General features: G+C 55.1%; 23 protein-coding genes. 3 read left to right on the top strand and 20 right to left on the bottom strand.

What is annotated here, in order from left to right; translation table 11 throughout:
* Positions 1-2: 2 nt before the first annotated feature.
* The 4 genes from pheA to WMW72_RS26015 form a co-directional block, all read right to left on the bottom strand.
* Positions 3-890 (bottom strand): prephenate dehydratase, encoded by an 888-nt coding sequence (pheA, locus tag WMW72_RS26030; RefSeq protein ID WP_341418503.1) that lies wholly within the window; start codon positions 888-890, stop codon positions 3-5.
* Positions 887-1,870, bottom strand: a complete 984-nt coding sequence (thrB, locus tag WMW72_RS26025; protein ID WP_341418502.1) for a homoserine kinase — start codon at positions 1,868-1,870, stop codon at positions 887-889. Before thrB ends, pheA begins: the two co-directional genes overlap by 4 nt.
* 10 nt (positions 1,871-1,880) lie before the next feature.
* Positions 1,881-3,167, bottom strand: a complete 1,287-nt coding sequence (locus WMW72_RS26020) for a homoserine dehydrogenase (protein WP_341418501.1) — start codon at positions 3,165-3,167, stop codon at positions 1,881-1,883.
* A gap of 100 nt (positions 3,168-3,267) precedes the next feature.
* Complete coding sequence (locus WMW72_RS26015; protein ID WP_341418500.1) at positions 3,268-3,738, bottom strand: ACT domain-containing protein; 471 nt, start codon at positions 3,736-3,738, stop codon at positions 3,268-3,270.
* A 137-nt stretch (positions 3,739-3,875) separates the two neighbouring features.
* Between WMW72_RS26015 and WMW72_RS26010 the strand changes: the two genes are divergently transcribed.
* From WMW72_RS26010 to WMW72_RS26000, 3 genes are read left to right on the top strand one after another with little or no spacing between them, the layout of a single operon-like run.
* Positions 3,876-4,379 carry an NUDIX domain-containing protein gene (locus WMW72_RS26010; RefSeq protein ID WP_341418499.1) on the top strand — a complete coding sequence of 168 codons (504 nt, stop codon included), beginning with the start codon at positions 3,876-3,878 and terminating at the stop codon, positions 4,377-4,379.
* A gap of 48 nt (positions 4,380-4,427) precedes the next feature.
* Entirely contained in the window at positions 4,428-4,745 is a 318-nt protein-coding gene (locus WMW72_RS26005; protein ID WP_341418498.1) for an MTH1187 family thiamine-binding protein, read from the top strand.
* A 55-nt stretch (positions 4,746-4,800) separates the two neighbouring features.
* The gene (locus tag WMW72_RS26000) at positions 4,801-5,640 is read left to right on the top strand and encodes an ABC transporter ATP-binding protein (protein WP_341418497.1); all 840 of its coding nucleotides are present in this window, start codon (positions 4,801-4,803) and stop codon (positions 5,638-5,640) included.
* 127 nt (positions 5,641-5,767) lie between these two features.
* On the opposite strand, the gene obgE is transcribed toward WMW72_RS26000, so the two are convergent.
* The 16 genes from obgE to WMW72_RS25920 all read right to left on the bottom strand — a co-directional run bounded on the left by obgE (position 5,768) and on the right by WMW72_RS25920 (position 19,441).
* Entirely contained in the window at positions 5,768-7,069 is a 1,302-nt protein-coding gene (obgE, locus tag WMW72_RS25995; protein WP_341418496.1) for a GTPase ObgE, read from the bottom strand.
* 14 nt (positions 7,070-7,083) lie between these two features.
* A complete protein-coding gene (locus WMW72_RS25990) occupies positions 7,084-7,752 on the bottom strand; it encodes a Spo0B domain-containing protein (protein ID WP_341418495.1) in 669 nt (222 codons plus the stop codon).
* A 153-nt stretch (positions 7,753-7,905) separates the two neighbouring features.
* Complete coding sequence (rpmA, locus tag WMW72_RS25985) at positions 7,906-8,217, bottom strand: 50S ribosomal protein L27 (protein WP_341418494.1); 312 nt, start codon at positions 8,215-8,217, stop codon at positions 7,906-7,908.
* A gap of 14 nt (positions 8,218-8,231) precedes the next feature.
* On the bottom strand, positions 8,232-8,570 hold the full coding sequence (locus WMW72_RS25980; RefSeq protein WP_341418493.1) for a ribosomal-processing cysteine protease Prp: 339 nt from the start codon (positions 8,568-8,570) through the stop codon (positions 8,232-8,234).
* A 7-nt stretch (positions 8,571-8,577) separates the two neighbouring features.
* The gene (gene rplU, locus WMW72_RS25975; protein ID WP_341418492.1) at positions 8,578-8,889 is read right to left on the bottom strand and encodes a 50S ribosomal protein L21; all 312 of its coding nucleotides are present in this window, start codon (positions 8,887-8,889) and stop codon (positions 8,578-8,580) included.
* 151 nt (positions 8,890-9,040) lie between these two features.
* Positions 9,041-10,282 (bottom strand): Rne/Rng family ribonuclease, encoded by a 1,242-nt coding sequence (locus WMW72_RS25970; protein ID WP_341418491.1) that lies wholly within the window; start codon positions 10,280-10,282, stop codon positions 9,041-9,043.
* Between the two features lie 70 nt (positions 10,283-10,352).
* The gene (locus WMW72_RS25965; protein ID WP_341418490.1) at positions 10,353-11,258 is read right to left on the bottom strand and encodes a M50 family metallopeptidase; all 906 of its coding nucleotides are present in this window, start codon (positions 11,256-11,258) and stop codon (positions 10,353-10,355) included.
* Entirely contained in the window at positions 11,251-12,225 is a 975-nt protein-coding gene (locus WMW72_RS25960) for a peptidoglycan DD-metalloendopeptidase family protein (RefSeq protein ID WP_341418489.1), read from the bottom strand. The genes WMW72_RS25965 and WMW72_RS25960 overlap by 8 nt, the downstream gene beginning before the upstream one ends.
* 196 nt (positions 12,226-12,421) lie before the next feature.
* Positions 12,422-13,564: an FtsW/RodA/SpoVE family cell cycle protein gene (locus tag WMW72_RS25955; RefSeq protein ID WP_341418488.1), complete on the bottom strand. Its 1,143-nt coding sequence runs from the start codon at positions 13,562-13,564 to the stop codon at positions 12,422-12,424.
* A gap of 7 nt (positions 13,565-13,571) precedes the next feature.
* Positions 13,572-14,369: a septum site-determining protein MinD gene (gene minD / locus WMW72_RS25950; RefSeq protein ID WP_341418487.1), complete on the bottom strand. Its 798-nt coding sequence runs from the start codon at positions 14,367-14,369 to the stop codon at positions 13,572-13,574.
* 92 nt (positions 14,370-14,461) lie between these two features.
* Positions 14,462-15,127, bottom strand: coding sequence for a septum site-determining protein MinC (minC, locus tag WMW72_RS25945; protein ID WP_341418486.1), 666 nt, complete (start codon positions 15,125-15,127; stop codon positions 14,462-14,464).
* 71 nt (positions 15,128-15,198) lie between these two features.
* Positions 15,199-15,729: a rod shape-determining protein MreD gene (mreD, locus tag WMW72_RS25940; RefSeq protein ID WP_341418485.1), complete on the bottom strand. Its 531-nt coding sequence runs from the start codon at positions 15,727-15,729 to the stop codon at positions 15,199-15,201.
* Positions 15,730-15,732: 3 nt separating this feature from the next.
* Positions 15,733-16,611, bottom strand: coding sequence for a rod shape-determining protein MreC (mreC, locus tag WMW72_RS25935; protein ID WP_341418484.1), 879 nt, complete (start codon positions 16,609-16,611; stop codon positions 15,733-15,735).
* Positions 16,612-16,701: 90 nt separating this feature from the next.
* Entirely contained in the window at positions 16,702-17,739 is a 1,038-nt protein-coding gene (locus WMW72_RS25930) for a rod shape-determining protein (RefSeq protein WP_341418483.1), read from the bottom strand.
* Between the two features lie 54 nt (positions 17,740-17,793).
* A complete protein-coding gene (radC, locus tag WMW72_RS25925; RefSeq protein WP_341418482.1) occupies positions 17,794-18,483 on the bottom strand; it encodes a RadC family protein in 690 nt (229 codons plus the stop codon).
* A 376-nt stretch (positions 18,484-18,859) separates the two neighbouring features.
* A complete protein-coding gene (locus tag WMW72_RS25920) occupies positions 18,860-19,441 on the bottom strand; it encodes a Maf family protein (RefSeq protein ID WP_341418481.1) in 582 nt (193 codons plus the stop codon).
* Positions 19,442-19,450: the final 9 nt, after the last annotated feature.

Below are 19,450 nucleotides of genomic sequence, written 5' to 3'. Positions count from 1 at the left end.
AACTACACCCCCGATGGATTTGGATGATAGGAATACGTCGGATAACAACCGAGAATACGCACCTGACAGCCTATCGCCTCAATTTCTTGCAGCGCGGCAGGCAGCAGGACAGATTCCATGGAAGCCTGAATATCGATATAGAAGAAATAGTTGCCCAGCCGCTTCTTGGTCGGCCAGGATTCGATCTTGGACAAGTTGATCCGGCGCCAGGCGAAGGCCGACAGCACCTGATGCAGCGCTCCTGGATAATCCTCCGGCAGCGTCACCAGAATCGTCGTCTTGATATCCGGCGACGGCTTGAGCTCCGGCTTCTCGGGGCCGATCAGCACGAACCGGGTAAAGTTGTGCTGGTGATCCTGCACACCTGCCGCGACCGTCTGGAGCTTGTACAAAATGCCAGCACCCTGCGGAGCAAGGGCTGCGACCGTCGGATCATTCAGCTCGCGTACGAGGCGCGCCGCCTCACCGTTGCTGCCGACCTGCTCCAGCTCAACATGCGGCAGCAGCTCGCGCAGAAACCGCTGGCATTGCGCCATCGTCACGCTATGCGAATACACCTTGCGAAGCTGGGAGCAAGCCGCTCCCGTGTCCGCGACAAGGCTGCCCTCGCCCTCCGGCAACCGAAGCAGATTGATCGAGATCGGGTACACCCACTCCGCCTGAATCGGCAGGTCCACCTCATGCACCAGCCAGTCCACATGCAGGGTGACGGATCCCTCGAACGTATTCTCGATCGGGATCACACTATAATCCGTCGCTCCGGTGACCGTCGATCGGAACACATCGGCGATCAGGCTGCGGCCGACATATTCGAAGGCCTCTTTGCCCAGAAAATGATGAGCGGATTCTTCCGTGTACGTGCCCGGGCCTAGCAGCGAGATCTTCTTCATGATCGGCCAGCTCCTTTCACCGCAAGCATCAGACCGCCCTCCGGCTCATCCGCATGCAGCTCGTGCACGACAACACCCGCCTGGTCGGGATTCAGCCAAAGCATCGTTGACTCGATGCCTTCGCTCCGCAGCCTGCCTTGCATATAGGCTTCCAGTTCGGCCTTGCGGTCGGAGCTGCGGTCCACAAGCGCGAGGATCGTTGGTCCCGCTCCACTAAGCGCCACGCCCAGCGCGCCATGCTCCGTCGCGCCCTCGAGAATCTCGGCGAGTCCCGGCACGAGCGGCGCCCGGTAAGGCTGATGCAGCGCATCCTTCATCGCCCGGCTGATCATATCCAGCTGTCCTGTACAGAAGGCGGCGACCAGCACGGAAGAATGACCGACGTTGAACACGGCATTCTCCAGAGACTGATGACGCGGCAGCACGCCGCGTGCCTTCTCCGTCGAGAGCTGGAAATGCGGGATCGCTACCAGCACCTCCAGATTCTCATGAGGCTCCACACGGATATGCTCCGCGCGTTCCCCGTCCCAGAACGCGACGACGATGCCGCCGAAGAGGGAGGCGCCGACATTGTCCGGGTGCTTCTCCAGCTCCGTCGCGAACTGAAACAGCTCGTCGTTCGTAAATCTGCCGCCGATCAAGGCATTGGCCGCGGCCAGCGCGCCTACGATGGCCGACGCGCTGCTGCCCAGTCCTCGGGTCAGCGGAATCTCGCTATAGATCGCGATATCCAGCTCAGGAGCCGGGAGTCCTGCCCGCTCGAAGACCAGACTTGCAACCTCGTAGAGCAGGTTGCTCTTATCTGTAGGGACACCCTTCATCTGGTCCCCGTACAGCGTGAATCGAGTTTCCTCGGCGATACTCATTTCAATCCATGCATATAGATTCAGCGCCATGCCCAGTGTATCGAAGCCTGGCCCAAGATTGGCCGTGCTGGCCGGCACCTGTACGCGTACTCTGCGCTTGTTATGGTCTGTCATCCCTTGATTCCTACCCTTCGACGCGGTACACACTCTTAATCGCGTGAACGGCGCTCATGCTTTCGAACTGCTTCAATACGTTGTTCATAGACGCCTTGTTCGCATCATGCGTGATGATGATGATCTCAGCCAGCGGATTGGATTGATTCGGGTGCTGGAGCACCGACTCCAGGCTTACCTCATGCTGAGCAAATACCTGGGTAATCTGTGCCAGCACGCCCGCCTTGTCCTCGACATGCAGCAGGATAAAGTTTTTCGAAGAGATCTGCTCGTCGGTCTTGAGCTTCTTCTCCTTATAAGGGACGAACCCGCGACGTCCGTTGACGCCGAGATTCGAGTTGCGGACAACAGCGACCAGATCCGCGACGACCGAGGTTGCCGTCGGCATCTCGCCTGCGCCAGGTCCATAGAACATCGTTTCCCCGACGGCTTCCCCGTACACATACACAGCGTTGAATACCCCGTTGACCGCGGCCAGCGGATGCGAATGCTTCACCATCGTCGGCTGTACGCTGATGCTAATATGCTCGTCCTGACGCTCCGCGATTCCGAGGAGCTTCACCTCATAGCCCAGCTTTTTGCCGTAGGCGATATCCTCCTTGCTCACCTTGGAGATGCCCTTGGCCGTCACGTCGGACAGCGCAATGTTCGCATGGAAGCCAAGCGTTGCGAGAATCGTCATCTTGCGCGCCGCATCAAACCCTTCCACGTCAGAGGTCGGATCGGATTCCGCATAACCAAGCTGCTGCGCTTCCTTCAACACATCGTCATATGCCGCGCCTTCCTGACTCATCTTCGTCAGAATATAGTTGGTCGTGCCGTTGACAATCCCCATAATCTTGGTGATCCGATCGGAGGAGAAGCCCTCGATCAGCGTGCGGATGATCGGGATGCCCCCCGCCACACTCGCTTCATACATCACGTCGCAGCCCTTCTCAGCCGCCTTCTGCAAAATCTCAGGACCGTGCAGCGCCATCAGATCCTTGTTGGCCGTCACGATATGCTTGCCCCTGTCCAGCGCGGCCAGCATCAGCTCCTTGGTCTGCTCGATGCCGCCCATAACCTCCACGATCACATCCACATCCGGGCTCTCGATAATATCCCAGGCACTCTCTGTCAGCTTATCTTCCGACACATGGATCGAGCGGGCCTTGCTTTTATCCTTCACGAGAATCTTGGAGATCTCGATCGGCGAGCCGGACTGGCTCATGAGATCATGCTGATGTCCTTCCACAATACGCACGACACCGGTTCCGACGGTACCCAGCCCAAGTAATCCGACTTTGACGGGTTTCATAGATGTTCCTCCTCAAGGGGTTACTGCCGTAGCGACTGTGCCTATAGCACAGCAATCCCCATATACCGGCAGCTAACATTTATTTATTTGTATTCTTTTCTCAGCCTTGCCCGGCAAGGGTTGCGCGGGTCACGCCATCCTGCTCACGCAGCTTATCAAGCAGCACGGCTACGCTGTCGCCCATCAGCGACGTTTCGACGGAGATGACGACATTCGCGACACCCTGCAGCGGGATAGTTTGATGGATGGTCAGCACATTGCCTTCCAGACCGGCGATGAGCGCCAGTACCCGGGACAAGATGCCCGAGCGGTGCTCCAGATCCATCGAGATCGTCACGATCCGGTCACGATCCAGCTTGCTTAACGGGAAGATCCCGTCCTTGTATTTGTAAAAGGCGCTTCGGCTCAGCTCTACCTGCTCGACCGCTTCGTGAACGGTTTTCACTTCGCCCCGAGCGAGCAAGCTTTTGGCTTGAACCGTCTTGACGAGCGCCTCGGGTAGCATATCCTCTCGAACGAGGAAAAATCGCTCGCCTTGCGGGGGTCTTCCCCCGATAGGTTTATCAGGCACTGTAACAGTCCTCTCTACACAGACTATTGTTCTCACCTAGAGGACATTATATCGCATGCCCACCGCTTCGGGCAATAGGCTTTGTACATAAAAATATGATAAAGTAATATCCAGTATGAGGAAAGAGGAGAAGCCAAGTGATTCGAGCCCGCATGATGGCCACCGCCATGTTATTTAATCAGGGTGATCTGCTGATGATGAAGCGGTCCATGACCCGCACCTTATCGCCCGGCTTGTGGGCGGCTGTAGGAGGACATCTGGAGACCCACGAAATTAATGATCCCGAAGCCGCGGTGCTGCGCGAGATTCAGGAGGAAACCGGCTTGCTGCCTGAGGAGCTGGGCGAGCTGCGGCTGAGGTATATCCTGATCCGACTGAACCAGCAAGAGGTTCGCCAGCAGTTTATTTATACGGCTGTCACCAGGAAGCGGGACATCATCCAGTCCGACGAAGGCGTCCTCCACTGGATTCCGCGAGACGAAGTGCTGGACCGGGAGATCCCTTTTATCTACCGTAAGTTGCTTGAGCATTATTTCCAGCAGCCTGCAAGTCCTCATGTATGGGTGGGTACAGCCGGATATGAAGCTTCCGGTGAGCCTGCCGTACACTGGACAGAACTGATCGATCCTGAGCAAATGTAAGCCTTATTGCCCATCCAACGGATATCACGAGAAAAGGAGCCCTTGAACATGGCCATAGCCGAAATCACAATCATTCCTGTCGGCACGGAGTCGACGAGTCTGAGCGCTTATGTCGCTGAGCTTCACACCTATTTAACGGAGCAGCAAGCTTCCGGAAGCATCCTATTCGAGATGACGGCCATGAGCACGATACTGGAAGGCGAGCTGGATGAGCTGTTCCGCGTAATCCGCGGCCTGCACGAGCTGCCGTTCCAAGCGGGGGCGCAGCGCGTCTGCACCTCCGTCAAATTCGACGATCGCCGCGACAAGCACGGCTCCATCCGTCAGAAGCTGGAATCGGTTGCCAAACGGCTCGACAGCCGTTAAAATAGCTGATAAAAGAAACGGCCTGCTTAAGGGCCCCAGCAGAGGAGAATCTAACATGAGCAACGGGGAACAAGTTGAAGAACCGCAAGGAAGTGCGTCTGTTATCGATGTTCGAAGTGTCAGCTATATTCGCGATGACAAGACGCTACTCTCGGAGATTAACTGGCGTGTAAACAAGGGCGAGCATTGGGCGCTGCTCGGGCTGAACGGCTCGGGTAAGACGACCCTGCTGAATATTATCACAGGCTACATCTGGCCGACAAGCGGCCGGGTCGGCGTACTCGGCGAGACGTACGGGGATGTCGATCTGCGCGAGCTGCGCAAGACGATCGGCTGGGTCAGCTCCTCCCTGCAGGAGAAGCTGCATGTGTCGGATAGGACGCAGAAAGTCGTGATTAGCGGTAAATACGCCACCATCGGGTTATATGACAAGCCCGATGAGGCAGATTACGAGCGCGCGGCCAGCCTGATGCGCCAGCTCGGCTGTTATCATCTATGGGACCGGGCCTATCAGACCTGCTCCCAGGGAGAGAAGCAGAAGCTGCTGATCGCACGCGCGCTGATGGCCTCTCCAAGGCTGCTCATCCTGGACGAGCCTTGTAACGGGCTTGATCTGTTCTCGCGCGAGACGCTGCTGAACAGCATTGATCAGCTCGCCAAGCTGCCGGATGCACCGACGATGATCTACGTCACCCATCATACCGAGGAAATATTGCCGATCTTCAGTCACACGCTGCTGCTGCGGCGGGGAACCCGATTTGAAGCCGGACCTACGACATCCGTCCTGTCCGAGGACTTGCTGTCCCGCTTCTTCGAGCTGCCGGTCGAGGTTCGCTGGCGCCAGGGCCGGGCCTGGCTGGCCCCTCAAGAGGACGCTGTTTCGAACCGGGAGTAGAGTACACAGGTTCGCTTGAAGGCAGCCCATGCTGAGCGCGTCATCCGTTTCCATACACAAAAAAGAGCAGATCAGAAGGTCACCGACCTCCTCGTCTGCTCTTTGGGCATATACGTTAAAACACCCGTTATTCCTGCTCGACAAACTCAAACTCAAAATCGCCAATCCGTACCGTCGTGCCGTCCTTCGCTCCACGTTGACGCAGAGCTTTGTCGACGCCCTTCTTACGCAGAATACGGGCAAACCGCAACACCGACTCCTGCGTGCTGAAGTTTGTACGCTTGATCAAGCGCTCGATGCTCGGACTTTCCACCACATAGGCTTCATTATCGCGGTGGATAACGAAATCTTCGTCTTCATCGGCATCCAGACGGTATACCTTGCGCTCGGACAATTCGACCAGATCTTCCACCATCGGCAGCTCAGGTATCGTCTCCAGCAGGTCAGCAGCCTTGTACAGGAGCTCCTGAATTCCCGACTTGGTGACGGCTGAGATTGGGAAGATGGGATGTTCCAGATCGCGTGCGGCGAGCTGTTCTTTGAACGATTCCAGATACACTTCTGCATCGGGAATATCCATCTTATTAGCCGCAATCAACTGCGGACGATCTTCCAGCTTCGCATTGTACAGCTTGAGCTCTTCGTTGATTTTCAGCCAGTCATCGAACGGATCGCGTCCCTCTGTACCGGCCATATCTACCACATGGACAATAACCCTTGTCCGTTCCACATGCCGCAGGAATTCATGCCCGAGGCCCACGCCTTCGTGCGCGCCCTCGATCAAGCCAGGCAAATCGGCCATCACAAAGCTGCGGCCGTCGCCAACCTCGACGACACCCAGATTGGGCGTCAGCGTCGTAAAGTGATAAGCTCCGATCTTGGGCTTGGCCCCCGAAACGACGGAAAGCAGTGTCGATTTGCCCACACTCGGGAATCCGACAAGCCCTACATCCGCCATAACCTTGAGCTCCAGCACAACCCAGCGCTCTTGTCCTTCCTCGCCATTCTCGGCAATTTCCGGAGCCGTATTATTGGCCGTCGCAAAACGGGTGTTGCCGCGTCCGCCGCGTCCTCCCTTGGCAATAATCACTTCCTGACCATGGCGGGTCAGATCTGCGATGATTTCCTGCGAATCGTCGTCCAGCACCACGGTGCCAGGAGGCACACGTACCACCATATCGTCGGCGTTGGCGCCATGACGGCTTTTATTACGTCCTTTTTCCCCGCGATCCGCCTTGAAATGCTTCTGATAGCGGAAGTCAACCAGCGTACGCAAGCCTTCGTCTACACGGAAAATCACATCGCCGCCGTCGCCGCCATCGCCACCGCCCGGACCGCCTTCGGGTACATACTTCTCCCGGATAAACGCCACGAGTCCGTCGCCGCCGTCGCCGCCTTTGACATAAATTTTAGCTTTATCTACAAACATGATCTCTCACCCTCTTATCGTTCCAGCTCCGTGCCGGTTAGTGTCCACTGGACGCTCCATAGCACCTCTTGCTCCTCATAGTTGCTTTGAATCCTCGTCTGCTGGGTTTCCCAGAACCGGATCAGCCCCTGCTCCAGCTGACGCACCCTCTCCGCCTGGCAGACACCGGTATAGCGAATATCCAGGCGGAGCTCATGCTCGAGTTTCGTCCAGACCAGCTCCAGATTGTTATCATCAGAGTACGGGGAAGAGGCTGCTTCCTTCCGGAATCCTGCCAAGATCCGCTTAATGCCCTCCTCGACGTCTTCCCACCCTGGCAGCTCATGGAGACGGATCTCTTCATTCATCCGAACATCGAGCTGAAGCTCCTTTACTTCCGCCTGAAAGTTCAAAAGAAAAAGAATCAGCGATGGAATGCCGAGCTTGGAGATCAAGCTTTCCTGCTGTACCTTATCTTTTATTTTCTCCATCATAGCCGGTAATTTATCATACTTCTTCAATTGGACGTAACCCATCAAGACCTGAATGTCATTCATCCAATCATGCCTGTAGTGATTGAACAGACGAAGCATACGCAAGTCCTGCTCGGACGCCAGCCTGGTACTCTCCGATGCCGCGGAATCCCGCTCAGGCTCGTCCGTAGGCAGATGTGCGTAACCTTCGGCTTTTGCATTCGATGCCATGCTCGATCTCTCCGTTCCGCATCATTCCATGTCCTTAACAGTATAGCATGATGCCTGGCAAAGTTCACGACTGAAGAACATTTTCCCAGCTTCGCTCAACAAAACAAACCCTGGCGAAGCTTAGTTCGCCAGGGTTTGGACGTTTCGTTGATGTTACACCTCTACCGCAGCAGCTACGGGTGCAGCTACTACAGGGTAGACGCTCACTTTTTTGCGGTCACGGCCAAGGCGCTCGAATTTCACGACGCCCTCGACTTTCGCGAACAGCGTATCGTCGGAGCCGATGCCTACGTTGTTGCCCGGATGAATTTTCGTTCCGCGTTGACGAACGAGAATGCTGCCGGCAGTCACGGTTTGACCGTCAGCACGCTTCACGCCAAGGCGCTTCGCGATGCTGTCACGTCCGTTTTTCGTGGAGCCTACGCCCTTCTTGGACGCGAATAACTGGAGATCCAATTTCAACATTTGTGTCTACCTCCTTACTTCGATGATGGGTGGTCTTGCATTGCTATATATGCGCCGTACGATTGTTGTATAGATTGCAGCATGACGACCATGCCTTCAAGTAATAACTGCACCTTGCTATCCGTATCCGCGTCGGTCTGTGGCGAAATATCCGCGCTCAGAAATCCGTGCTTCATCCGGGTATTCAACTGCACACCGGTTAACACCTCAATAGCGTTTACCGTGCCGACCGTCACCGCCGATACGCCCGCGCACACAATATCCTTGCCGCGCTCATCATATTGCGCATGTCCGTCGACATGAAACCGTACGATCCGACCATCCGCGCCTCGATTAATCTTGATGCGAATCATGTCGTTCTTACGCTTGGATCTTCTCGATCACAACTTTCGTGTACGGTTGACGATGACCTTGCTTGCGACGATAGTTCTTCTTCGCTTTGTACTTGTAAACGATGACCTTTTGGCCTTTGCCGTGCTTCTCGACTTTACCGGAAACGGTAGCGCCGGAAACCAGTGGAGCGCCTACAGTCAAGCCACCTTCGTTCGATACAGCCAGAACACGGTCAAAAGTAACCGCATCACCAGCGCCGACTTCCAGTTTCTCGATGTAGAGAACATCACCTTCGGAAACTTTGTATTGTTTACCGCCTGTTTCAATAATTGCGTACATAGTTGCACCTCCTCATGTCTCAGACTCGCCTATAAGCCAGGTGACTTGTCCGTAAGGACAAGCGCTTGGGGGACCCGCTTCGAGCGGTTACAGCATGCTATAGCAACACACCCGATCATTCTACCACAAACAGCACCCGGTATGCAACGATTTATTTTCCTCTATTTGCAAAGCCGGTGCCTCCACATGACGAGCAAGGCTCAAGTGCCGTCGTCTCCTTGCTGTCGCGCACCTTCTTGCGCGTCATCTCGACCAGGCCCAGCTTGGTCCAGCCTACGACGACCGTCTTCGTACGGTCCTTGCGGACCTCCTGATTCAGCTCGTCCAGCACCTGATTGCGGCGCTCGGGCGTTTCCATATCGATAAAATCAATCACGATCAGACCGCCTATGTCACGCAGACGAAGCAGCCTGGCAATCTCGCGTGCCGCCTCCATATTCGTATCGAATACGGTCTGCTCCAAGTCCACCGAGCCGGTATACTTGCCCGTATTCACGTCAAATACCGTCAGCGCCTCCGTCCGGTCCACGATTAGATAGCCGCCATTGTCCAGCCACACCTTGCGGCGCAGCGCCAGCTCCAGCTGTTTGGCAATGCCGTAATCATCCATCACATCGCGCCCCAGGTGCACATTCACCCGGCCCATCAGCGCCAGCGTACCGGGTACGGAGAGCACGCCCAGCACGAGCTCCTGCACCTCTCGGGAGCTGACGAGCACCTCCTGCACGTCCTCACGGAACACGTCGCGGATCAGTCTGGGCAGCATGTCCAGGTCGCTATGTACCTGACGGGGCACAGCGCCTTCCCTTCCCGCAGCCGCAGCAAGCAGCCCCCAACGGCCGCGAAGCTCGCTCAGGTCCGCGGCCAGCGCTTCCTCTGTCTCGCCCAGCGCCGCCGTACGAACGATAAAGCCTTCACCGGGCTGGAGCTGCCGCTCCGCCATCCGCTTCAGCCTGTCCCGCTCGGAGGCCTGCTCGATCTTGCGCGACACGCCCACATAATCCGCACTCGGCATATAGACGCCAAACCTGCCTGGGATGGAGTAATGCGTGGTGACGCGGGCTCCCTTGCTGCCCACAGGCTCCTTGACCACCTGAACCATCACCTGCTGTCCGACATGGACCAGATCGTGAATCGGCGGCTTCTCCTTCGGCTGTTTGTCCAAGTTCGCCGGAAGCACGTCGTCAATGTACAGAAATCCGTTACGCTCCAGTCCAATATCCACAAAGGCCGCCTGCATGCCCTGAAGCACGCGGACGATACGGCCTATATAAATGTTACCTGCGAGTTGTCCTTGATCCCGATGCCCTCTATAGTACTCGGTAAGCTTGCCGAATTCGACAACAGCCACCTCGGTATGCTCCTGATCGCATTTCACCAATATACGTTTCATGTCCGGCAACACCTCGGGTCTATTGTAACATAATCCTGCGGGCTCTGCCCGTTAACGGGCAGCTCCGGACTCAAGCGAAAAGCTCAGCCACCGGCCGTTCTCGTTTCGTCTCGTCAAAATAACAGTCCAGCATCTGCTGCTCCGGGATGATGTGACGGATGCGGAGCTGCTCATCCACGACAACGACCAAATGATACCGGTCACGCATAAACAAGCGGACGATTTCCCCCGCCTTGCGCTGCCCCTGGACGACGATGGGACCTGCAAGAGTCCCGCGGGAAATCCGGCTGTCGAACTTCCCCTCCCGGCCCAGCAAGAAGCGCAAGAACCGGTAAGGCACTCCACGCCGCTCATACCAGTTAGAGGCCAGCAGAAACAGTCCGATCAGCAGCCAGTTCAGCTGGATGCCGCCTTTCCCTGCAAAAGCGTGAAGGCCGGCTGCAGCCACAATGGCCAAACTGAAGACAAGACTCACGCCGGAGGCCAGCTGCAGCGTTCGCTGATAGGGCAGCCATAATCCGAACAGCGCCGACATCACTTTGCCCCCATCCAGCGGGAGCACCGGCAGCAGGTTGAACACAGCAATGATCGCATTCGCCTGTATAAAATATTCGCCCCATAAGGGCGGAAGTACACCGAGCCCTGTCAGCGCATAGGCAACGGCCATCATCCAGACATTCTGCAGCGGACCCGCCAAAGCCACCGCCAGCTCGTGGGCAGCCGTCGTTCCAGGGGCTTCCTCCATCACCGCCACACCGCCGAAGGGAAGCAATTGTACCTCGCGGACCCGCCACCCCAGACTCCGCGCTGCCGCTACATGCCCCAATTCATGCGTCAATACGATGCCGAACAACGTCAGAATCTCGACCGCATATCCGGTCAGCAGCGACAACAGCAGCAGCAGCGTGAACAAGGGGTGGAGGCGAAAGGAAATACCGAACCAGACGTTCCAGGGTGCAAAGCGCAGCCTACTCAATCGGGATCACATCCGCCGGGTCGACAGGTTTGCCTTCTTTGGAAAAGGAGAAGAACAAGGTACCAGGCGCTTGTCCAGACACAGGCCTCGCCAGTATGCCTACCGTCTCGCCTCCCTTGACCCAATCGTTCAGCCGGATGCTGCTAGCACCCAGATGCCCGTAGGTCGATTCCATTCCCCCGGAATGCCGAAGCACCACTGTAAAGCCGGTATTATCCTTCTGACCGGCGAAAATCACCATCCCCGTATCTACAGCAGCTACCGGCGTGCCACCCGGGGCCTCCATCAGAACGCCACCCTGATTCGGCGTGAAAGCCGCAATCAGCTTGCCTTCCACGGGTGTAAAATAATGCTTGGGCAGCGAGGCCACCTTCTCTGCATCCTGATGCCGAGCTCCGCTGTTGATGGCCGGCAGAAACGACGGCGCCCCGCCGAAATGCTGCTCATACCAAGCCGCCAGCGCCGAGGTATCCAGCGGCTCCGTCAAGGCCCCTGCGACGAGCGAGCGGCCCCTCTCAGCCAGAGGATGATCGAGACGATACAAGCCCCATACGGCTGCGAAGAGCAGGCCGCTGAGCACCAGCCTCAGACCGAAGCGGTTCAGCCCTGGCCGGCCGGGCTGCTCATTGTACTCACGCCTCCGGGAATGAGTATCATAGGAAGACCATTCACGCTCATACTTCCGTTTCCATTCCTCCTCGGGGTCCGGGAACCTGGGAGCTACAGGGGGTACATCCCCATATTCATATTCCAAACGGCCCGCTACGAGCGGTCTGTCTGGAGAATCTATTCGGCCATAGCGGGCCGATTCCCCTTCATGAGGGAAGCTCATATGGGTAAGCACCGGCTCCCCATGGCCGCCTCGCCAGGCATGCTCCTGGAGCTTGCGGATCTTCTCCGTTCTGCGGTCGCGCACGTTTTTCCTCGTATTCACGCCGATGACCTCCTCGCCACCTGAATCGCTCATTCAATCCATCCTATGAGCTTGTACGCGCAAATATACGCGCAGGCCGGGAGATACGCCACGATGCCTCTTAAATAGCAAAATAACCGGATCTAAGCAGACCCAGTTGTTGTCAAAATAAAAATACGTCAGCAAGTTGCTCTCCTCGCTGGCGTATTTGCCGTTTCGTCTTTGTTGTCATTAACCCGTCACTACTCTCCTAATCCTCATCGAGCAGCTTATCATCATGCATCTTAATACTCATGACCAGCCCCATGGACATCATATTAATCAGCAGCGATGTCCCTCCATAGCTGACAAAGGGCAGCGTGATCCCCGTAAGCGGCATAATCTTCATCATCATCCCTACATTCTGGAAGATCTGGAATACCAGCATCGAGACGATCCCGATAATAATGAATGAGCCCGCATGGTTGTGGCTGTATAGAGCAATGAGAATCATCCGATAGATCAATATGAAATAAAGGAGCAGCAAGACCGAAGAGCCGACAAAGCCGAATTCCTCACCCACTACGGAAAAGATCGAATCCGAATACGCATAGGGCACCAGACGTGAAGAAGACCCCTTCAGATACCCCTCTCCCGTGAGAAAGCCTGAACCGATCGCGCGGATCGCGCTGTCTACATGATAAGAATGGTCCTTATCGGCAATAGCCGGATTAACAAAGGTATTGATTCGAACAATCCATTGCCTAGGGAGGTTTTGCGCAGTCAGAAACGCCATGAGCTCCTCATAGAAATGAGTCACCATATACACCATCAGATAGGCGATGCCCCCTATGATAGATGCGCCGAGTGCCACAAATCTGGCCTTGATGTTACCGATCCAAAGCATACCGACTAGCAACACAGCTAGGATCAAGCCATTGCCGAAATCAGGCTGCAGCAAGACAAGCCCGATCGGGATGGCTACCAGCACGCCAATCGGCAGGATATCCCGAAGCAGCTCCAGGGGTTCGCCCTTGCGGCGGGCCATGAAGGTTGCCAGCGTGATGATCAATATGATTTTCATCAGCTCGACAGGCTGAAAATCCAGAAAGCCGAACCTGAACCATCCTTGGGCATTGTTGATATTCGAACCGAAGAAATAGACCGCCACCAGCAATAGCACGCCGAAGGCATACAAATAATGCGAAATCTTGGTCAAAATCCGATAATCAAAGTAAGCCATGCCCAAGAAAGCCAAAATCGAGATGATATAAATTACCGTGCTCTTCTTCACATCGAATGCAAACTTGGGATTGCCCACCCCGACACTGTATTGCAGAAAAGCACCGATCAAGATGAGCACAATAAGCAGCGCAACGATCAGGGGATCTATCTTCTTAAACTTGTGCAGCACCTTGCGTTCATCCTATCCCGAAAAACTTTTTCATTTTCCCGAACATCCCCGCACGATCTTCCAGCTGCATCAAAGGCACCGTGTCCCCGAGCATACGGCGTGCGATGTTCCGGTAAGCGATGGCCGCTCTCGAATTCGGATTCATTACAGTCGGTTCCCCAGAATTCGCGGCCTTGATCACATACTCATCATCCGGCACGATCCCCAGCAGATCAATCGCTAGCACCGAGCAGATTTCGTCGATATCCAACATCTCGCCCTTCTTCATCATAAGCGGTCTGATCCGGTTGATGATCAGCTTAGGCGACTCTACATTCGGCTCCTTCTCCAGCAATCCGATAATCCGGTCGGCATCCCGCACCGCAGCATTCTCCGGGGTGGTGACGACGATCGCTTTGTCCGCGCCGGCTACGGCATTCTTGAAGCCCTGCTCAATCCCTGCCGGACAGTCAATAATGACGAACTCGAACTCACGCTTCAGTTCCAGCACGATCTGCCGAACCGCATCCGGAGAGATAGCGTGCTTATCCTTGGTTTGGGCAGCAGGAAGCATATACAGCTCGTCAAAGCGCTTGTCCTTCACCAGGGCTTGAGCCAGGCGACAGCGTCCTTCGGCCACATCGATCAGATCATAGATGATCCGGTTCTCTAGCCCCATGACGACATCCAAGTTACGCAGGCCGATATCCGTATCGACCATCACAACCTTCTTCCCTTGCAGCGCCAAAGCCGTCCCAATGTTAGCCGACGTCGTCGTCTTGCCAACGCCGCCTTTCCCTGAAGTGATGACGATTGCCTCTCCCATAGGTCTCACTCCTTCGTAAGCCTTTATTTATCTGTCTGTTCGATTAGCGGGATTGCACGCATGACATACCCCCTACAACCGGCTCCATCCGTTCAGACCGGATGCGGAAGTGAAAACCGGTGCATATGATGCACCTTATCGATTTCCATCTTGCCTTCCTTGATATACGCAAACTCCATGTACGCATCAAAAGCTTCGCTGAGGTCCCATTCGTCCGGCGGACGAGAGATGATCCCCCCAATGCGAAGCTGCGTTGGACGCATGTGTGAAGCTGCGATGATCGTCCGCTCGTCGCCGTCCGAACCGGCATGGGCCATCCCGCGCAAAGATCCCATAATATAAATGCTCCCCGTGCTGACAATCGCACCGCCTGGGTTCACATCGCCCAGGAACAGCATATTGCCCTCATGTGTCAGCGTTTGACCGGAACGAACAATGCCCCGGATAATCTTGACATCCGTAGGGTCCGGCATGGCCTTCTCATGCGACGGGTCGAGCGTCTCCATCGATTGAATAAGCAGGTTGCCCTTCTGGCCGATAATACGGCGGACCTGCTCTTTTTGTTCATCTGTCACGGCCCGCTTGCCGAGCTTGACATATACGTGAATGATCGGCCCTGTTAATATTTGCTGATGCGTCTTCTCCAGCTTGTGGCTCAGCTCATCGAGCACTTCGGAGAATTCGCAGGCATCGTCCAGCAAAAATACGAGTCCGTCCTTCACTCCCTTGATGGTCACATGATGTTTCGCTGCCGTCATAAACGTTCCTACCTCCTAAGCCTATACAATTCGGCCTGGCGCAGAGGTTCTCCTGCCGAAGAAAGGAAATTTTATTCCTCCTTCTCCGCCGGCTTTCCAGGCAGGCTTTCGAACATGCGGCGGACCGGAACGTAGATGGCCAGTGCAAAAAGCAGGTTAATCAGCATACTGGGCAACATCTGGTGAAGAAAGACCCATTCGAAGGGCACATTGGTCACACGGAACAGCCGATTAATGCCGTATAAGACCAAATCGTAGAACAGATGCCCGCTCCCAATCACGAACATGCTGATCACGATGCTGGAGTACATGCGTCCCTGCATCAACCCGGCCGCATAACCGGCGACCCCCATCGCGAACGAAGTCGGTCCCAGCATCGGATAAGATAGAAGAAAATCATACAGAAATCCAAAAACAAGACCATACGCCAACGCTACATGCCTGCGTATGTATAAACCCATATAAAGAATAACGACCAGGACAAAGTGAGGGTTGACCTCTACATTTGTCTGCCAGCTCAGTGGTATCAGCCAAGGAAGCAGCGTCGGTTCCAGTAAAAACAATACAGCGAGCAGCAACCACAGTTTTGTATGATTCATCATCGGCTACTTCAGCTCCGGTACTTCAACAACGAATACTTCACGAAGGTGATTGAACGAGGCTAGCGGTTTGATCATCGCTACGTGTGTAATCCCGAGGTCGCCTTCCTTCCGCTCAACGACCGTCCCGATCTCAATCCCGCGAGGGAACACCAAGCCTGCTCCGGAAGTGATGATTTTATCGCCTACCTTGAGCGGGTCGTTGCGATCAATCTTGGTCATCACCAGCATCTGGGTATCAGGGTCGTAGCGCTCAATAAGACCGAAGGATTCATTGACACTTCCCTTGGATGTTACCGCTATTGCCTTAGAAGCCAGCGTAGTCCCTTTGGAATCAATGGAAGCCTTGTCGTCAATACCTGTAAGCAGCTGCACATTCGAATAAAATGGCGCTACCTCTGTGACACGGCCAATCAAACCTTCTACCGAGACTACAGCCATATTCGTGCGGATGTTGTCCTTCGCACCTAGATTAATCGTGATCGTCTTGCCCTGCTGAATGAACTGCACGACCTCCGCGATGCGGAATTTGTACTTGTTCATCTGCTTCTGCTGCTCCGTGAAGCCCAGGTCATTCATAAGACTCTGGTTCTGCAGCTCCAGGTCATTCAAGCGGGTCGTATCGCGCGCATACCGCGACAGCGTCTCCCGAAGAACGCGATTTTCTTCATAAACCGTACGAAGACGGCCAATATCCTGGAAATATTCCACAACCGCACCCGTCGGTTTGTAGATCAGTCCTTGTACGAACGACACCGTATCCTTGACAAATTTCCCCGGCCAGGTTTGATACCCGCTTTTCCCGTAAGTCAATCCCATGAGCACGATGAAGCAGATCAGACCGAGCATCAGGATCAACAGTCTTTTGTTCCCCAATAGCTTCAATGCTTACACCTTCCATACTTACGAACTTAGTGGCTGCCGGAAGCGGACCTGGGCTTCATGAGCTTGCAGGTCCGCTAAGGCGGCCAAGGATTAACGGCGTGCTCTGCTAGCAGGACCGGATTTGCGGAACAGATGAATATTTTCAAGCGCGCGCCCTGTCCCGATTGCCACACAGTCTAGCGGGTTCTCGGCCACCAGTACAGGCATGCCTGTCTCACGGGCCAGCAGCTTGTCCAGGTTGCGGAGCAGCCCTCCGCCTCCGGTCAAGACAATACCGCGGTCCATAATATCTGCGGACAGCTCCGGCGGACATTTCTCCAGCGTGACCTTCACCGCATCGACAATGCTGTTTACCGTATCGGCCAGCGCCTCCGTGATTTCGTCGGAGGATACCGACATCGTTTTCGGCAGGCCCGATACCAGATCGCGTCCGCGGATCTCCAGCTTAATCGACTGCTCCATCGGAAGCGCCGAGCCGATCTCCAGCTTGATCTGCTCGCTAGTCCGCTCACCAATCATCAGGTTATATGTCCGCTTAATATATTGCGTAATCGCTTCGTCCATCTCATCGCCAGCTACCCGGATCGACCGGCTGGTCACGATGCCTCCGAGGGAAATGACAGCAACCTCCGTCGTTCCTCCTCCGATATCGACAACCATACTGCCTGTCGGCTCCCATACCGGCAGATCAGCGCCGATCGCCGCCGCAAACGGCTCTTCGATCGTATAAGCGTCCCTTGCCCCAGCCTGCCGCGTCGCATCCTCGACGGCACGCTTCTCCACGGCCGTAATCCCGGAAGGCACGCACACCATCACGCTTGGATGGCGCTGGAACAGCAAGCGCTGCTTCTGCGCCTGACGGATGAAGTATTTGATCATCGTGGAGGTTGTTTCAAAATCAGCAATAACCCCGTCCTTCATAGGGCGAATGGCGCGAATATTGCCAGGCGTGCGCCCGATCATTTTCTTGGCATCGTTGCCGACAGCCTCAATGGTCTTTGTATCAGTACGGATCGCCACAACAGACGGTTCTCTGACGACGATCCCCTTTCCTTTCACATACACCAGCGTATTGGCGGTACCTAAGTCGATTCCTAAATCCTTGGTGAATCCTCCGAATCCGAACATCAATGTTTCTCCCTTCTCTATTTGAAGGCGTGTTGCACGCGTCTGCCTATTATATTACATCAATCCGAGTTCCTTCAAACTCACAAAACGACGGTCGCCGATCACCAGGTGATCCAAAATTTCGATCCCTACGATCTCGCCGGCCTCCACCAGCCTCTGGGTTAATTGTATATCTTCTGGACTCGGAGTCGGATCGCCGCTCGGGTGGTTATGCGCGCATACGATGGATGCGCTGCTGCGTTTAATCGCCGCTCGGAATACTTCCCTCGGATGAACAATGGAAGCATTCAGGCTTCCCATCGACAGCGTCTCTTGTCCGATCACATGATTTTTTGTATTCAGAAACAAGCACACGAAATGCTCCTTCTGCAAATAACGCATATCTTCCATCAGCAGTGCGGCTGCATCCTGCGGAGAGCGGATCGTCACGGTCTCATTCATCGCCGATCGGGCCATTCTTCGTCCGAGTTCGATGCCTGCTTTAATCTGCAGCGCCTTCGCGGCGCCGATTCCTTTAATCTCGGTCAACTGCTCGATACTGACGTCGGCCAGCTTACGCAAGCCTCCGCTTTCTCTCAGCAGGCGCTCGGCCAGTCGGACAGCCGATTCGGCAATCGTGCCGGTGCGCAATAGAATGGCGAGCAACTCCGCGTTGCTCAAAGCTTCAGCCCCATGCTGCAACATTCGTTCTCTAGGTCGGTCTTCATTCGGGACATCGCGCAATGTAAAATTGAGCGATTCCATGTATTCCCCCCTTTTCCATTCGAGCTTTCATTATACCATTTCATCGGGTTAAAAAACAGCAAACAAATAATCGGTAAGCGGGCTCGACGGGAGCTCTTCTCCCGTGCTGGTTCTCGTACTCCGGTTGGGGTTTTGGCAGTTCTCTATGTAAAGATTAACCAGACTTATCCCGGTTATTCAGGGGATTCTTATCGGTGGGCTCCTCGACTTTAAAATATTCGTTGGGGATAGTGAAATTTAGTCTATTTTCGGAAAAAAGCATGATGTTTTTCAGCAATGCCTCTGTCGCCTTCCCACGCAACCAAACAAGCCGATTCGGGCTATTACCACGAAGCGGCTTGTATATCCGATCATATGACATCCGTCAGGCTGGACGCTAGAGAACATGAACGCCAAATTCCTCCAGCATATCGGACAGCAATGAAACAGGCAGTCCGACCACCGTAAAGAAATCCCCATGAATCTTCTCCACGAGGGTGGCCCCCAATCCCTGGATTCCGTAGCTCCCGGCCTTGTCCATAGGCTCGCCCGAGCGGATATAGCTGCGAATCCGGCTTTCATCTAGCGGCTTCATGAACACCTCGGTTTTCTGATGCGCTACCTGTTGCTTGTTTCCTCCGGCCTCCACAATAGCCACACCCGTGTACACCCAGTGGGCCCGGCCCTGCAGCATATCCAGCATGCGGTAAGCGTCCTGCTCATCCTGCGGCTTACCCAAAATTTCGCCGTCGCAGACGACGACGGTATCCGAACCGATCACCAGACCCTGGTCGTAACGGGCAGCGACCGAGCTGGCTTTACGGAGTGACAGGATCTCCACGAACTCTTCCGGCGCGGTACCGGGAGCTACGGTCTCATCCTCGTCGCTCGGATGCGTTTGGAAGTTCAGCTTCAACCCCTGCAGCAGTTCTTTTCTGCGGGGCGAAGACGAAGCTAGAATAACAGGAACTATCGACATAAAACGAGA

It is taken from the genome of Paenibacillus filicis, assembly GCF_038070315.1.
GTDB lineage: Bacteria > Bacillota > Bacilli > Paenibacillales > NBRC-103111 > Paenibacillus_G > Paenibacillus_G filicis.
The sequence above is the reverse complement of the archived record's forward strand: the minus strand, read 5'-3'. Positions and strand labels throughout refer to the sequence as shown.